This is a genomic window from Nocardia sp., assembly GCF_025465275.1.
Taxonomy (GTDB): domain Bacteria; phylum Actinomycetota; class Actinomycetes; order Mycobacteriales; family Mycobacteriaceae; genus Nocardia.
In genome coordinates this window covers 12,341-28,475 of the sequence record NZ_JAODNK010000022.1, presented here as the reverse complement: position 1 = coordinate 28,475, position 16,135 = coordinate 12,341, and the positions used below count along the sequence as shown (strand labels likewise).

Annotated in this window: 14 protein-coding genes; 2 read left to right on the top strand and 12 right to left on the bottom strand. The window is 68.0% G+C overall.

Annotated features, from left to right (window positions below):
• Nucleotides 1-18: 18 nt before the first annotated feature.
• The 8 genes from JWN03_RS05045 to JWN03_RS05010 all read right to left on the bottom strand — a co-directional run bounded on the left by JWN03_RS05045 (nt 19) and on the right by JWN03_RS05010 (nt 7,693).
• Complete coding sequence (locus JWN03_RS05045) at nt 19-1,296, bottom strand: DegT/DnrJ/EryC1/StrS family aminotransferase (protein WP_297610397.1); 1,278 nt, start codon at nt 1,294-1,296, stop codon at nt 19-21.
• On the bottom strand, nt 1,293-2,540 hold the full coding sequence (locus JWN03_RS05040; protein ID WP_297610395.1) for a DegT/DnrJ/EryC1/StrS family aminotransferase: 1,248 nt from the start codon (nt 2,538-2,540) through the stop codon (nt 1,293-1,295). Before JWN03_RS05040 ends, JWN03_RS05045 begins: the two co-directional genes overlap by 4 nt.
• Nucleotides 2,537-3,856 (bottom strand): Zn-dependent hydrolase, encoded by a 1,320-nt coding sequence (locus JWN03_RS05035; protein ID WP_297610393.1) that lies wholly within the window; start codon nt 3,854-3,856, stop codon nt 2,537-2,539. The genes JWN03_RS05040 and JWN03_RS05035 overlap by 4 nt, the downstream gene beginning before the upstream one ends.
• Nucleotides 3,856-4,341, bottom strand: coding sequence for a hypothetical protein (locus JWN03_RS05030; RefSeq protein ID WP_297610390.1), 486 nt, complete (start codon nt 4,339-4,341; stop codon nt 3,856-3,858). The genes JWN03_RS05035 and JWN03_RS05030 overlap by 1 nt, the downstream gene beginning before the upstream one ends.
• A gap of 10 nt (nt 4,342-4,351) precedes the next feature.
• Nucleotides 4,352-4,951 (bottom strand): orotate phosphoribosyltransferase, encoded by a 600-nt coding sequence (gene pyrE / locus JWN03_RS05025; protein WP_297610388.1) that lies wholly within the window; start codon nt 4,949-4,951, stop codon nt 4,352-4,354.
• A gap of 120 nt (nt 4,952-5,071) precedes the next feature.
• On the bottom strand, nt 5,072-6,361 hold the full coding sequence (locus JWN03_RS05020; protein WP_297610386.1) for a dihydroorotase: 1,290 nt from the start codon (nt 6,359-6,361) through the stop codon (nt 5,072-5,074).
• Nucleotides 6,358-7,134 (bottom strand): IclR family transcriptional regulator, encoded by a 777-nt coding sequence (locus JWN03_RS05015; protein WP_297610384.1) that lies wholly within the window; start codon nt 7,132-7,134, stop codon nt 6,358-6,360. The genes JWN03_RS05020 and JWN03_RS05015 overlap by 4 nt, the downstream gene beginning before the upstream one ends.
• Nucleotides 7,135-7,219: 85 nt before the next feature.
• Nucleotides 7,220-7,693 carry a cupin domain-containing protein gene (locus tag JWN03_RS05010; RefSeq protein WP_297610382.1) on the bottom strand — a complete coding sequence of 158 codons (474 nt, stop codon included), beginning with the start codon at nt 7,691-7,693 and terminating at the stop codon, nt 7,220-7,222.
• Between the two features lie 243 nt (nt 7,694-7,936).
• Here JWN03_RS05010 and JWN03_RS05005 point away from each other — a divergent pair, with 243 nt between their 5' ends.
• Nucleotides 7,937-8,665 (top strand): S1 family peptidase, encoded by a 729-nt coding sequence (locus JWN03_RS05005; RefSeq protein WP_297610380.1) that lies wholly within the window; start codon nt 7,937-7,939, stop codon nt 8,663-8,665.
• A 119-nt stretch (nt 8,666-8,784) separates the two neighbouring features.
• Nucleotides 8,785-9,939, top strand: a complete 1,155-nt coding sequence (locus JWN03_RS05000; RefSeq protein WP_297610378.1) for a lipase family protein — start codon at nt 8,785-8,787, stop codon at nt 9,937-9,939.
• Nucleotides 9,940-9,954: 15 nt separating this feature from the next.
• Here the strand turns inward: JWN03_RS05000 and JWN03_RS04995 are convergent, their stop codons facing one another.
• The 4 genes from JWN03_RS04995 to JWN03_RS04980 form a co-directional block, all read right to left on the bottom strand.
• Entirely contained in the window at nt 9,955-10,311 is a 357-nt protein-coding gene (locus tag JWN03_RS04995) for a hypothetical protein (RefSeq protein WP_297610377.1), read from the bottom strand.
• A 147-nt stretch (nt 10,312-10,458) separates the two neighbouring features.
• Nucleotides 10,459-11,382, bottom strand: coding sequence for an alpha/beta hydrolase (locus JWN03_RS04990; RefSeq protein WP_297610374.1), 924 nt, complete (start codon nt 11,380-11,382; stop codon nt 10,459-10,461).
• Nucleotides 11,383-11,474: 92 nt separating this feature from the next.
• Nucleotides 11,475-12,158, bottom strand: a complete 684-nt coding sequence (locus JWN03_RS04985; RefSeq protein WP_297610371.1) for a DUF6875 domain-containing protein — start codon at nt 12,156-12,158, stop codon at nt 11,475-11,477.
• Nucleotides 12,155-16,036, bottom strand: coding sequence for an amino acid adenylation domain-containing protein (locus JWN03_RS04980; RefSeq protein ID WP_297610368.1), 3,882 nt, complete (start codon nt 16,034-16,036; stop codon nt 12,155-12,157). The genes JWN03_RS04985 and JWN03_RS04980 overlap by 4 nt, the downstream gene beginning before the upstream one ends.
• Nucleotides 16,037-16,135 lie beyond the last annotated feature (99 nt).

The following is a 16,135-nucleotide window of genomic DNA, read 5'->3' as shown; positions in this document are numbered from 1 at the left end:
CACAGACTGATTCGATCATCACAGCCCCATTTCCGCCCAGACCTGACCCCAGATCTCGGCATAGTCGTCGATCATCCGATCAGCGTCGCCGTGCAGACGCGTCGCCGGTAGCGCGACCCAGCGGTCGTGCAGCCCGGACGCGACCGGAAAGTCGTGGTGCCGGTACGCGAATGCGCGCCGCCACACGTGTTCGGAGTACAGCTGCCGCGGCGGACGGACCCCTTGGAAGAGCGAACTGCGGTGCAGCAGCTGGGTTTGCGGCGGACTCACGAGCAGTCCGCGCGCGGTGAGCCGGGCGAGCGCGTCGGCACGGGATACGGCCGGATCGAGCTCCACATGCACGCCGTAGCGGCCGCCCCGGTCGGCCTGCGGCGCCGTCGGCACGGCACGGACCCCCGCGAACCCGGTCAGCACGGACTCGAGCCGGGATGCGTTGCGCTGCTTCACCGCGACGATCTCCTCGAGTTCGGCCAGATGGGCGGCGGCGAGTAGCGCGGCCGGCGGGGAAATCCGCAGATTGCCGCCCAGCCCGATATCGGCCAGCGCGCGCACCTCCGGCCGCGCGATGGTCAGCCGGCTGCGCTGTTTGAAACTACCCAGCAGCACGGCATTGTCGTGGATGTCCTCGTCGTCGGTGAGCAGCACGCCGCCGAGGCCGCCGGTCACCGTCTTGTGTGCGCCGATGCTGTACACGGCCACATCGCCCGCGGTGCCGACCGGTCTGCCGTCGGCGTAGTGCGCGCCGTGGGCGTGCGAGCAATCCTCCACCAGGGCCAGGCCCTCGCGTCGGGCCAGCGCCACAATGGGTCCGATATCGACCGGTTCGCCGAACAGGTGGGTGACCACAATGGCCGCGGTACGCCGGGTCAGCGCCGCGGCGAGAGTGTCCGCGGTGACATTGCCCGCGGCGTCGCCGGCATCGGCGAGCACCGGCACCGCGCCGAGCAGCAGCAGCGGTGAGGCGCTGGCGAGGAAGGTGAAGGTCGGCACCACGACCTCGTCGCCGGGCTGCAGGTTCAGCCCGTGAAAGGCTTCGAACAGCGCGCTGGTGCCGCTGTTGGCGGCCACCGCGAATCGGCGGCCGTGCGCGGTGGCGAACGCGGATTCCAGTTCGGCGATCTCGGGTCCGTGACCGTAGTCGAAAACCCTCCCCCGCGCGGTCAGCTCGGCGATCCGATCAACGGTTTCCGGTGAGTACCAGGGCCATTCGCGGGGATGGTCTTCCGGGCGCAGCTCGAATGCAGCGGACGTGCGCAACCCGAATTCGGTGGTCGCGACTCGATCGGTGCTGATCATGTCCACACTCCGTGCGCGAGGACCAAGCGGTCGAGTTCGCGGTCCAGTCCGGCCAGCGCCCTGGCGAAGGTCCGCAACAGTGCGGGCGCGGGCTCGTGCAGCAGCTCGGCGTCGACGGTCACCATGGCCTCCTGAATCCGATCGGCGGCCGGATAACCCTCGGGGTCGACATCGAGTTCGACGGCCGGGCGGCCGGGGTGATAGCCGGTCAGCGCGGAACGATCATGAAAGAGCCTGCGCCGGTGCAGAAGTGGTCCGGGCGCACCGCTCACCGGTGCACCGTGCGTCTTCAAGTAGGCGACCACCGCGTTCCGGTCGATCTGCCCGATCAGCTCGGGCCGGACAGCGGCCTTGAATCCGAATCGCGTTCCGGCGGTCCAGTATTCGGGCCGAGCCGGCGGTGCGAGCACGGAGGACTCCGCCAGCAGCTCTTCGAGCACCCGCAGATTGGCGTTCTTGGTGGCGAGGATTTCGGGCAGGCGGTCCAGGTGGTCGGCCGCCAGCACCGCACACATCGGATTGCCGCGCAGATTGGCGCCCAGCCCGGTGGCGGCAAGTCCCTCGTGCTGCGGCAGCGTGACGTCGGTGACCGCGCGTTTCATAGGAAGCCCCAGCAGTATTGCGCGTTCGTACACATCCTGCCGGGAGGTCAGCAGCATGCCGCCGGTGCCGCCGGTGACGGTCTTCGCGGCCCCCATGCTGAACGCGGCCGCATCGGCGTCGCCTCCCACCGGGCCCGCCACGGTGCGGGTGCCGTGCCCGTGCGAACAGTCCTCGACCACCGCGAGCGAGTACTCGGTGGCGAAGGCGCGCAATGCGATCGGGTCCATCGGGGTGCCCCACAGGTGGGTGACCGCGATCGCCCGGGTGCGCGGGCCGATCCGGCGGCGGGCGTCCGCGAGGTCGAGCAGCCCGGTCACCGGGTCCGCATCACACAGCACCGGCACCAGATTGCAGGCGAACAGTGGGGTCACCGTCGCCAGAAAGGTGTTGGCAGGCACCAGGACCTCGTCGCCGGGCAGCAGCCCGAGCCCGAAATAGGCGGCCGCCAGTGCCGAGGTGCCCGAGTTGAGGAAGAGCCCGTAGCGGGCGCCGTGCAATGCCGCGAACTTCTTCTCCAGGCCCTTGATCTCGGGGTGCGGCCACGATTTGAGTCCATCCGGCTCGGTGACGAGCGCCGCGACCCGCGTCGCGGCGGCGGCCGACCAGAACGGCCACCGCCGCGGTGCATTCGCGGCTGTCACGGTGTGGCCGCTTCGCTGTCGCCGGCTACGTCCGCCAGACTGCTCAGAGTCCGGTCGATCCGCCGCAGCGCCCCCAGCAGCACGCCCGCCCCGTACGCGAGATCGGTGGTGCTGGTCCACTCCTCCGGCACATGGGACAGCCCGCCGCGGCTGGGCACGAACAGCAGTCCGGCGGGCACCACATGATTCACCATCTGGCAGTCGTGGCTCGCACCGCTGCTCATCACCCGGTATCGCGCACCGGTTTCCGCGCAGGCCTCCGAAACGGCCTGCCGGACCCAGACCGGCAGCACCACCGGCGACGCGTCGCCGATCAGTGTGAAGGAGACGCCGACGCCCCGCCGATCGCAGGCCACCTGCGCGCGCCGCGCCAGTTCGGTGGCCGTATCCCGCTGCCGGTCGCTGTCGACGTCGCGCACATCCAGGGTCAAGCGGGTGAGTCCGGGGATGGTCGTGGTAGAGCCGGGAAGCACTTCGAGTCTTCCCACGGTGCAACGGGTTCCGTGATGCCGCGGATCGTGCGCTATCGCTTCGGCGTCCAGGATGATCTCCGCGGCCGCGGCGAGAGCATCGGCCCGGCCCGCCATCGGCGTACTGCCGCTGTGGGTGGCGCGGCCCCGGCATTCGATCAGCAGCCGGGTGCTGCCGGAGACGAGATCGACGATTCCGATGGGCAGTCCCTGTTCGCCGAGGATCGCGCCCTGCTCGACATGCAGTTCCAGGAACGCCGCCCAGTCCTCGGGCTGCCAGCGCGCCTCGCGCAGCCGGGACGGCGCCAGTCCGACCGAGATCATCGCGTCGGCGAGCGAGATCCCGTCGGCATCGCGCAGTCCGGCCACCTGCTCCTCGTCGAGCAGTCCGGCCACGGCCTTGCTGCCGATACACGACTGGCCGAACCGGGCGCCCTCTTCGGCGGCGAAGGCAACGACCCGCACCGGATGCCGCAGCGGTGTACCCGAATCCGCCAGTGCCCGTACGACTTCGACGGCGGCGACCACACCCGCGATACCGTCGAAGCGCCCGCCCGAGCGGACGCTGTCCAGGTGTGAACCGGTGCCGATGGCCGGCAATCCGGGTTCGGTGCCCGCGAGTTCGGCGATCGTATTACCCGCCGCATCGACCGATACCGTGAGACCGGCCTCGCGCAGCCAGGAGGCGACCAGGTCGTGCGCCCGCCGTTCGGTCGGCGTGTAGGCCAGCCGGGTGACTCCCGGACCGGGCTCGGTGAGCGCCGCCAGTTCCTCGAGCATGACTCCGATTCGGGCCGCGACCGCCGCCTCGTCGAGGTCGTGGCCGGCCAGTTCCGCTGCCGACATCACCCGGCGACCCCTTCGTTCGTGAGTGCGCCGCCGAGCAGCGTGCGCGCGGTCGGATCGCCGTCGACCGCGGGCGTCGGCACCAGTGCCGCGGTCGCGATGACGGTGCCACCCTGTTGTGCCACCAGCGAATTGAGGGCCCGCAGGACGAAGGCGTCCTGGAAAGCGTCGGCGAGCAGCGCCACACGCGGGCGGTCGGGGAACGAGCCCACGTAGCGCACGAGCCCGTCGAAATCGTAGGCGCGCACCACGGCCACGCCGAGCTCCCTGGCCACGATGTGCCCGAGCACCAGATCCTCCGCGGACTCCCACACCAGCACGACCTCGGGTGCGGCGGGTGCGAGCTCGGCGGCCAGCGCGATGCCGAGTTGCTCGGCGCCACCGGGATCGATCGCGGCGTTGTACTTCGACCAGTTGATGTCGTCTCCGGCGAGGATGCCGGCGTCCAGCATGCCGCCCTGGGACAAGAGTTCTCTCACGTTCATCGGTTTCTCCTCAGACCGGCAGATCGCTCAGTCGATACAGGGCTTCCATCCGGAACCCCGCGGCCGCAATGTTTTCGGCGCCACCCTGTTCGCGGTCGATGACGGCGAGGATGCCCCGCACATCCGCCCCGGCCTGCCGCACCTTGGTGGCCGCATTGAGCGCCTCGGAGCCGGTGCTGATCACGTCCTCCACGATCAGCAGCCGTTCGCCCTCGTGCAGTTCACCTTCCACGAGCCGGGAGGTGCCGTAGCCCTTCGAACCCTTGCGGACGATGACGAACGGGATGCCCGTCTCCAGCGAGAGCGCCGTCACCAGGGCCACTGCTCCCAGTTCCGGTCCGGCGAGCCGGTCGATGCCACTGGGCACCATCTCTGCGAGAAATGAGGCGAGCCTGCGCAGAATCGTCGGCTTGGTTTCGAACAGGTATTTGTCGAAGTAGTAGCTGCTGCGTCCGCCCGAGCTGAGTACGAAGTCACCGCGAATGTAGGCGGCGCTGACGATATCGCGGCCCAGCTCCACTCTGCGGTGCTCGTGCGGCTGGCTGAATCCCGTACCGGCCCCGCCGATCAGCACGCCGTCACCCGGCATACCGTGCGGCCCAACGTGCAATGTCCATCCGTGCAATGTCCATAGCTGAAAGTTGACCCGCTGCGCCTTAGTCCGGTCAATCCGGCTACTCGCGGAATGGAAATCCGGCGCACGGTTGCGCAGTGAGATACCGCTTTCGCGCTAGACCGGCGGCAAGTGCGGCAGCAGATTCGCCGTGAGGTGGCCGTCGACGACGGTGGCGACCGGCCGATGCCGGAATCGCAGGCCGCGCATCGGGCTGTTGTGCGAACGGCTGATGCCCAGGGCGGGATCAACGGTCCAATTCGCCGCGGTATCGATGAGAGTGAAAGTGGCGGGCTCGCCGGCCCGCAATGGCCGGCCGGCGAATGCGCCGATGCCACCGATCCGAGCGGGGTTGTGCGACATGCGCTGTGCGATCAGCGCCCAGTCCGGCTCGTTCCCGAACACCTCGGCGACAACGGCGAGGGCGGTCTCCAGCCCGGTCATGCCGAAGGCAGCACCACACCAGTCGGCGGCCTTGCGTGCGGCGGTGTGCGGCGCATGATCGGTCGCGACCGCGTCGATGGTGCCGTCCAGTAGCGCGACGCGCACAGCGGCCACATCCTCCGCCGACCGCAGTGGCGGGTTGACCTTGTACACGGTGTCCGCGGTGGCGGCCTGCCGGTCGGTGAGCAGCAGATGGTGCGGGGTGACCTCGGCCGTGACCGGCCAGCCCTGCGCCTTGGCCCACCGGACGACCGCGACCGTGCGCGCGGTCGAAACGTGGCAGATATGCAGTGGCGCACCGGTATCCGCGGCGAGCACCACATCGCGCGCGACAACGGTCTCCTCGCCGACACCCGGCCAGCCCGGGAATCCGGTGTGCTCGGCCGCGTACCCGGCATTGATCTGACCGTCCCCGACCAGGTGCCGGCACTGGGCGTGCTGCGCGATCACCGTGCCGGTCTCGCGGGCGGCGACGAGCGCGGCCCGCACCAGTGCCGGATTGTCGACACACCTGCCGTCGTCGGAGAACATGCGCGCGCCGGCGGCGGCCATATCGCGCAGGGGCGCAAGCTGTTCGCCCGCCAATCCGGTGGTGATGGCGCCCACCGCGTGTACCCGCGCGGTAGCGGTGCGCGCCGCGGTGTCGAGCACATACCGGATGCGGCCGGGCGTGTCGGTCACCGGATCACAGTTGGCCATGGCGAAGACGTCCGAGAATCCGCCGTAAGCGGCGGCACGGGTACCGGAGGCGATGGTCTCGGCATCCTCGCCGCCGGGTTCTCGCAGGTGCGTGTGCAGGTCTACGAAGGCAGGCAGGGCAACCAGCCCTGCGCAGTCGATCCGGCCCGCGGCGGCCGTGGGCTCCCGGATCGCGGCAATGCGTCCGTCGCGGAGCACAAGATCGGCGGGCGGGCCGCCGAGCAGGCGAACATTACCCAGCGTCACACCCTCCAGCGAGGTCATTCGTCCGGGTCCACGACGTCCTCGCCGGCGAATCCGAGCTCGGTGGACATCTCACGCGCGGCGGCCAGCACCGTCTGCACGGCCGCTTCGCGGGCGGCCGGATCTTGGATCCGGCCCCCGGCCGCGGCCAGGGTCACGCTTGCCGCGGCCGATCCGGTGGAGGCGAAGACCGGCGCGGACACCGCCCAGACGCCACGATCGAGTTCATCATCGCAGATGTCGTAGCCGCGCTCGCGGACCACCTCGAGGTGTTCGATCACCTCATCGACCGTGGTCGGCGTCTCCGGGGTGAATGCGTCAAGTGGATACGCCTGCAACAGCTTTCGCGCGTCGGCGGTGGGCAGATAGGCTAGCAGCGCACGGCTGGACGCCGCGGCGTGCAGGGGCATGTCCTGTCCGATCCGCACGAACAGGCGCAGCGGATGACGACCCTCCACGAGCGCCACACAGACCGCGCGCGCTCCGATCAGTTCGGTCAAGAAGATTGTCTCCCCGCTGACCTGCGCGGCCTTGACGACCGCGCGGTGCGGGGTGATCAGTAATTGGGTCTGCCGCGAGGCCGCTTCCCCCAGCCGGCGCGCGGCCGGGCCGATGAAATACCGCTTGTTCGCGGGAGACCGGGTGATGAAGTTCTCCTGCATGAGGATGGACAGCACGCGATGCAGACTCCCGACCGGGATGTCCAGATCCTCGTGGAGTTCCTGCAATGTAACTCCTCCGCCTTTGGTACTCAGCGCACTGAGTACCCGCAGCGCACGCACAACGACCTGCACGTGACAGTGTCCTTTCGCTCATGAAGACCCCCCTTCGCACGGCCACCCTCCGCGGGACGGAACCGTACCATCCATGAGCCGAAGGTCAGGAGACTGCCCGGTCTGCTGCTGGATCTTCTCTTTCCCAGGCCACCCGGCTGCGATGCGCCTGCAATTGTGCTTCCGACAATGGCCCATCCTCCGGCGACCACGGCACCTCATTGGTATCCGACGGATCGAACGGCGACTTCACGAACAGCGCACGAAACAAGCCCGTGCCCTCATTGCGGAAGTAGTGATATTCACCGGCGGGCGAAAAATAACTCTCGCCCACCTCGATCTCGACCCGTTGGCGAGTACCGAGCCACATTGCGGCCGATCCCTCGAGTACCAGGAATATCTCGTCCAGCCGCAAATGGAAATGGTTCACGGTCGAATCGCCGGGTCGCAGTCGCAGTACACCGACGTCCATCTGGTCGCCGCGATGCAGATACCCCGGCCCGTGTTCACCGTTCCGATGCCGTACCTGACCGATATGCATTACCGCGCTGCGCGGCAGAGCAGTTGTCTCAAATGTCATGGCAATTCACAACCCTCGTCTCGGGTGCCTTTCCGATCACACTAAGTGCGACCGCAGGAGCCCCGCACAACTTGCGCTCAGCACTTCCGCCCTCCGAAATATCGGCGTCCAACACCCACCCGCTCGAACAGACGGGCCGCTCATCGGCATGAAACCGACATTCGCCACAAAAGAGGCCGATCGGTGTGTTTGACTTGTTCGGTTCCAGCCCATCCGCACGACTTCCCCTACGGGAGGTTCGACATGTTGGCGCTCGGCAGAATCCTGACCAGTATCGGATTGATCTCCGCCGCTTCGATTTTCGCCCTCGGGCTGACACCCGGGACGGCCGCGGCAGACGGTCCCGCCGTGCTGGGCGGTGGCTCCGGTATCGCCATCAGCACCGAAGATCCCCAGCTCTACGCACTGTGCACGGTGACCGCCATCGGATTCGACGGCGGAAATCGACTGGTCGCGGTGACCGCCGGACACTGCGGCGATGTCGGCGCCTCGGTGTGGTCGGAGGGGTCGGTGCGCACCGGTGTCATCGGCAGGGTTGCCGAGGTCGACGACTATTGGGACTGGGCGGTCATCGAGCTCGATCCGGACAAGGTCGTTCCGGTGCGGCAGATCACGCAGAGCGTGGTGAATGGAATCGGTTCGCCGCCGGGACTTTTGGAGACGGTGTGCAAGAACGGGCGCACCACCGGGTTCACCTGCGGCCCGGTCTGGCAGACGCTGCCGGAGGGATTCAGCAGTCATGTGTGCGCCGATCACGGCGACTCGGGAGCGCCGGTACTGGTAGGCGACCGACTGGTCGGCATGGTCATCGCCGGGCAATTACTGGACCTCGGCAGCGTGGTGCTGCAGATGCCCTCCTGCACCAACCCCGCCGACCCCGTGCACGAGCCCGACCTCTCCACGGGCATCGGCAATGTCCTGACCAGTATCGATCAGCACGGCGGCGCCGGAGCGGGCTTCCGGCTCTTCTGAGGCCGAGCCGACCTGCCGAGCGACCTCCGGTGTGCCGGGTCACCTTGCAATGCCGACAGGGTTGGCGAATAGTCAGCAAATACTGCACGGTTGCGCCTGGCGATTCAGGAGGGTCTTCGATGCGCGGGCTTCGCAAATGGACCGGCGCCGTGGTCGCGGCCACCGCGTCGGCGAGTATGGCCGTCGCCTTCGATGCCGGGCCGGCGGCCGCGGATCCGCCCGGGACATTGATCTCGGCCGAATCGCAATCCGATGGCTTCCATGGGATCCCCGGCGGATCGGTTGTCCGATACTGGATGGCCGGTTCCGACGGCGCACCGAAGCAGGCCAGCGGCGCACTGTTCGTCCCGGCCGGACCGGCGCCCGAAAGTGGTTGGCCGATAGTCGCATTCGATCACGGAACCACCGGTCTGGGCATGGGGTGCGGCGGTAAATCCGATCCGAGCACCGCGCCGTACGACCACTTCATCGCCGACGAGGACACCATCATGCGATCCCTGGTCTCCCAGGGGTACGCGGTGGTGGCTCCCGACTATCTCGGGCTCGGGTTGTACGACACCGGGCCGCATCCGTACCTGGAACTGCAGAGCGAGGCGACCGCCACCATCGATATGGTGCGCGCGGCCCGAGCCGCCCGCCCCGAGCTCTCGGGGACCTGGGCGGTACTCGGGCTCTCGCAGGGCGGCCAGGCCGCCTTGAGCACCAGCCACCTGCAAGCTACCTACTCACCCGATCTCGACTTCCGCGGCACCATCGCCATCGATCCCGAATCCGATGTAGAGAAGGCGCTCGCGATCGCCGGGCCCAGCACTCCGGCTATACCCGGCACCGCCGAAACGGTCGGCTACCTCACCGACATTCTGGCCGGGCTGCGCGCCGCACGTCCCGACGCCACCGTCGACAGTTATCTGACGCTGCTGGGTCATTCCGTGCTCGATCGGATCGGGACCATGTGCCAGCCGCAGATCAATGCCACCCTCAGCGATCTGGGCATCGGCCAACTGCTGAGCAGGCCGCTCTCCGACGGCCCGCTGCTCGGGGCGGTGGACAGCTATATGGCCGTGCCGACCAATGGCTACAACAGGCCGATCCTCTTGCTGCTCAATGCCACCGACACCAGTGTGCCCTCGCCGCTGCACGCCGCCCTGGTTGCCCAGTTCGCCGGCAATGGCGTCGACTTCCGGAGCGTCGTCGGCACCGGCACCCACACCCAGCTCAATCCGCAGATGTGGGCGGCCCTCAACGACTTCCTGGCGAGCCGAGTTCGGCAGTGAGCACGACCCACTGAATCAGTTCGCGGCGTCCAGCTTCACTTTCACCGTTACCCGGCCCTTGTCGTCGCGATTGGCGATCGCGTGCCCGGTGCGGTCGGAACCGTTGAGGTGCAAGGAGATCGGGCCGCCCTCGCCGAGGAAATTGCGCCACCACGACTTCGAATCCGCCATGGCGACACCGATGGTGAGCGTGTCACCCGATCGCCAGTAGTTGACCGGGGTGCTGAAGGTCTTGCCGGAGCGCCGGCCGACGTAGCTGATGACCACAAAACCGCGGCCCAGCAGCGGCCCGATCACGGGCGCGTCGATCAGCTTGACGATCACACCGTTCATGCCGCGCGCAGCCTGTCCCAAAACTGATCCGAGTGCCATGCTTCCTCCTGTTGCCTCCGGGAGTCCGTTGGCTCGCACCGCCCACCCCGGCATCGATGATCTTGCTGCTTCATCAACCAGCCTACGACCTTCCAGCCGCACGAGCGACCGACGTCATCCCCGCCTGCGACCCCCGGACGGCTGTGGCTAGACGCCGAGGGCGGCGGCGAATACCGGCCAGGAGTCGTGCAGGTCGTCCTGCCAGTAGGGCCAGGCATGGGTGCCGTTGCGGAAGACCGCGGTGGCCGGGATGCCGAGCGAGGCGAGCCGGCCTGCCAGGGCGGCCGCGCAGCCGTGCACCACCGATTCCATGCTGCCGCCCACCGCGAGGCGGTCGGCCAACCGGCCGGCATCGCCGCCGATCGACGGGTCGGAGAGGGTGTCGTGCACACCGGGGAGACCATTGCCCGCCGAAATGTAGAGCGCCACACCGCGCAGCCGGTCGGCATTGAGCACCGCATCGTGCGCCGCCCAGGCCGGGGCGCCGGGTCCGCCCCACATATTGTCGGCGTTCGCGCCGAACAGCTGCAGCTCGGAGCGTACGACGGCGGCAGAGAGCGGGTCACTGGTGCCCGAGCAGCCGCTGAAGGCGCCGACCGCCTGATACATGCCGGGCGCTTCGATCGCCAGATCCAGGGCGGAGGTTGCCGACATCGATGTTCCCGCAACCGCATTGCGGCCGGTCAGGCCGAAACGACCCGACAGTGCCGCGGGCAACTCGTCGATGAGGAAGGTGGACCACTTATTGCGGCCGAGCACCGGATCATCGGCCGCCCAGTCGGTATAGAAGGAGGCGCGACCGCCGATCGGCTGAATCACATTGACCTGCTTGTCCGCGAAGAACTGCGCGGCATCGGTGCGATTCGTCCACGGGCCGCCGGTCTCGCCGCCATCGACGGCATTGAGCAGATACAGCGCGGGAGCGGGGCCGTCCGGGTGCGAAATCCACACCGGGATCGTCCTGTTCATGGCCGGTGAATAGACGTCGACCTCGTACTGCCTGCCACCCAGTGGGCGGACGTCGAGTATCGCCGAACCGGCACCAGGATCGGCGGCCGATACTGCTGGCATTAGTCCAGCTAATACGGCGGTCAGGGTGGCAAGGCAAATCGATAGCCGACGCATTATTGGAGTATCCCCCGTAAGAGGCCGGTTTTCCGTCATCACCGCGCGTGTTCGCCTGCGGAATGCATGCGCAGTGAGGTGATCTCGCTCGCTTCCGGGCCGACCACTCGCATTCGCTCGGCAATCGCCCAGCGCAGCCGGCCCGGCAGGTCCGGTGCGAATCGCGTGAAGTACGCGTAGAGCCACTCGGTCCGGGCGACCAGGAACGGGAAGTCGGTGCTCATCATCGGGCGGAGCACCAGCATCGGTACCGGGGCATCGAGGGGATGGAAGTCGCTGTTCCACAGTCCCGGGACGGTGCAGCCCGGATAGAACTGGCCGAGCATCAAGCCTTCTGCGACAACCTGCGTTTTACGAGCCCGGTGCACGGCATCGATCAGCTCATAGCGGGTCAGCTCCGGGAAGAGGGTGACAAGCGTCAAACCCCCGGAGTCCATGGGGTTTTCCCGCCGCAGTCGCGCGTACACCTCGAATGCGTCGTCCATTACCTCCTGCATGCCCTCCGGCGACCAGTCCGTGCCGGCGACCGCGCCGGCCCAGAGCAGCTGCCGAGTGGTCGTATGCCGCATGAACGGGCACACCGGGCCCGGACGGCCCAGTCCGGCATGCGGTTTCAGCAGGTGATCGTCCACCCATCGCACCAGCGTCGCGGCCGCCGGGCCCTGCCCTTCCCAGCGCTGCGGATCCCCGTACACATTGCACCAGTTGACGCCGATGCTCATCCGGCGTCCTCGCGCGCGAGATGGGCGGCGAGCAGTGGGCCGATGACCGCGACGGCGTCGGCGTTGGTCAACTGGGCGTGGGTGGCGGCGACGGGATGCTCGATGAGCGCGCGGGAGATGTACGGGCGCCACATATCCGCCCCGAATGATTCGGTGACACCGCGGGTGGCCGAGAAGTACAGCAGGTCACCGTCGAAGACATCGGGGCGATAGCCGTGGGACAGGCGCACGCCGTCGACGTAGCCGCGATGCAGGCGGGTGAGCTGCTCGGCTGTGAGGCCGGTACCGAAAGACGCTGCCGCGGCGGCTAATTCGTCGGCAGCCTCGTCCGCCGTGAGGTCCGGCAGCGCATCGCCGTCCTCGGGTTCGTCGCCGAGCAGGTGGGTGAGCAGATCGCGCATGCGCGGGACCGGTGGCGGCGGCATGTCATCGGGGAAGACGATGCTGTCGAGCATGACCAGCGTCGCGACGGTGGCGTCGCGCTCGCGCAGGCGGACGGCGATGGCGTGCGCGATCTGCCCGCCCAGCGACCAGCCCAGCAGGTGATAGGGGCCGTGCGGTTGTACGCGGAGGATTTCGGCGACGTATCCGTCTGCGAGGTCGTCGATGGTGACGTCCGAGCGCGGCTCACCCGTCAAAGTCAATGCCTGCAAGCCGTACACGGGACGGTCCATGAGGTGTCGCGCCAGACCTGCGTAGCACCAGGCCAGCGGGACGGCCGAATGAACACAGAACAGCGGGGCGCGGAATCCGTTGCGGTGCAGGGCGAGTACTACGCCCAGGGCGTCGTCGGTCGCGGTGCTGCCATCGTGACCGGCCAGGCGATCGGCGAGTTCCCGCACCGTGGGGGCGGTGTAGAGCCAGCGGACCGTGACCGGCAGACCGGTGGCGGCGGCGAGTTGGGCCGAAAGTGCCACGCCCAGCAGTGAATTGCCGCCCAATTCGAAGAAGTCGTCGTCGAGGCCCGCGCGTGCGGCTCCGGTGATCGCGGTGAAGTGGTCGGCGACCAGGCATTCCAGATCGGACTCGGGAGCGCGATAGGGGCGCTGCGCGGGCACCGGGGCGGGCAGTGCGGCGCGATCGATTTTGCCGTGCGCGGTGACCGGCAGCTGGTCGAGCTCGACCAGCTGGGCGGGCACCAGAGCGGACGGCAGAAGCTCACGCAGCCGACGGGTGAGAGCGGAGCGATCCAGCTGAATCCCCTGCACGGCAACGATATAGCCGATCAATCGGGTTCCGCCGGCACCCTCGTGGGCGGTGACGACGGCGTGCGATACCTCCGGCAGCGCCGTCAGCGCGGCCTCCACCTCGGCGGGCTCCGCGCGACGCCCGCGCACACTCAACTGGTCGTCGACCCGGGCGCGGAATTCCAGACTGCCATCCACTGCCGAGCGCACCAGATCACCTGTGCGATAGATCCTTTCGCCCTTCCCGAATGGATCCGCGACAAAACGCTGGGCCGTGGCGCCCGGGCGGCCGCGGTAACCTTCCGCGACGCCGGGACCACCCAGATACAGCTCACCGGTTCCACAGCGCGCGGCGGATCGCAGCCGGTCGTCCAGGACCAGCGCCCGGACCCCGGGCAGTGGTGCACCGATCGGCACCGGACCGTCTGCGGTCAATGCTTCGGATTGTGTTGCCATGACGGTGGTTTCGGTGGGTCCGTAGCCATTGAACAACCCCAGATTCGGTGCCCAGCGCCGCACCAGTTCGGCAGGACAGGCTTCGCCGCCGACCACTACGACCCGCAAACCCGGTACCTGGTCGGGAGTGAGCGTCGCCAGTACCGCCGGGGTGGTGAGGAAGTGGGTGATCGCGGCCCCTTGCAATAGGCCGGCCAATTCGGGTCCGGCCACCACCGACGGTGGTTCGACGACCAGCCGGGCTCCACCCGCGAAAGCGGCCAGCAGCTCCAGTAGATGCGCGTCGAACGACGGGGCGTGTGCGTGCAGGATGCGTGAATCCTGATCCACACCATAGCGTTCGACGATGTGGTCGGTGAGCGGCCCGAGCCCACGATGGGTGACCGCCACGCCCTTCGGTGTACCGGTCGTGCCCGAGGTGTAGATGAGATAGGCCGGATGCTCGGGGAGTAGCGGCCGTGTCCGTTCGGAATCCTGGATCGGCGCACCGGAGTGCTGACGGACCCGCGCGAGGGTGTCCGGATCGTCCAGCACCAGCCAGCCTGGGCTCGGGGGGAGGCTGTCACGTGCGGCGGTCACGGTCATACCCCGTCGCGCGCCGGAATCGGCTGCGACGGTGGCCAATCGCTGTGCCGGATCAGCAGGATCGACCGGAACGAAGGCGGCTCCGGTCTTCGCCACGGCCCACACGGCGAGCACCGATTCGGCCGATCGCGGCACCGCCAGCAGCACGAATGCGCCTGGTCCCACACCTGATTCGATCAGTTCGCGTGCCCACTGCGACGACATCTCGTCCAGCTCACGATAGGTCCGGGTGCGCGCACCATCCTGTACCGCAACCCTGTCGCTGCCGATCACCCTCCCGCGCAGCAGATCTGGCAGCAATCGGTCCGTACGCGCAGCCGAAGCGACGGGCAGCGCGCGATACGAGCTCAGGGCGCGCACCGGCTGCTCCAGGTCGGCAAGGAAGTCGTCGAGGTACGCCAGAAACTGCCGATGATGGCGGGCCAGCGCCTCGGCCGAGTACATCCGCGAGTTGGCCTGCATATCGATGACGATCGACCGATCGTCGGGCCCGATCTGATAGCCGTTGACCAGCAGATCCTCCACCGGCCCGAGTGCCAGCAGCCGCATCTCCGCACTGAGCGGTCCCACGCGCGGAGTTTCGACGAACCGGAGCATATTCACCACAGGCCCGAAACCACCTCGCACAGTATGGTTTTCGCCGAGCCCACGCTGCATGTCCTCGTACCGGTACCGCTGATGCCGCAGCGCCCCCACCACCCGCGCCCGCACCTGCGCAACCATCTTCCCCGCCGTGGCAACGCCGAATCCACTCAGCCGCAAGGGAACCACATTCGACACCGATCCACCCGACTGCCGCAGCGCCGCACTCGGCCGCGCCGCCACCGGCAATGACAGCAGCACCTCGTCCGCACCCGTCATCGCGGCCAGATAGCAACCGAAGGCCGCGATCGTCAACTCCGGGAACATATGCCCGAATCGCTGCCGCACCACGGTCAGGCGGTCCGCGGTCTGCGTCGGCAATGTCGCCCCCACCCGGTGCGGTCGCAGCCCCGCCGGCTGCACACCCGCCAACCGCGCAGGCTCGCCGATCCCCGCCAATTGCTCCACCCAGTACTCACCATCGGATTGCGCTCGCGCGGAGTCGGAGTAGGCCCGCTCCTCCTCCAGCAGCTCAGCGATCGTCATCGGCCCTCGCGATGCGCCATTCGATCCGATGGGCGAACCCGTTGCAGCGGCATACAATTCGGCCGTTCGGCGCAGCACCCCGGCCGCACCCATGCCATCGAGCACAATGTGATGGCTACGCAGATACAGCAGATTGACGTCCGGCCCGACCCGGAACACAGTGGCCACCGTCAACCGATCGGTAAGCAAATCCAGCGGCGACCCGTAGTCGCGATCCATCGCCTCCCGCGCAACCGCACTCGGGTCGGAACAGCCGCTCAGATCCTCGAACCCCACCGGCCCGAACGCCCCGAAGTCCAGATACTGCCGCGGATACCCCGCAACAACCCGAAACCGCACCAACGGCGACTGCAACTCCCGTGCAGCCCGCCCCGCACACTCCCCCAGCAACCCCACCTCGAGCGGCCCCCGCAACTCCAGATACATAGCCACGGTATTCGGCACATCCGGATAAAGCTGCTGCGCCACCCACCACCGCAATTGCGTAGCAGACAGCGAAAAGTCGGCACCCACAACACGCATCGATGCGCCTGCGATTCCCGCCGCACCCAGGTCCCCGCCGACCCGCGCCAACGCGCCTCCTCACGCCCAAAAGCATGGTACGAACCGTCTATCAGCAAA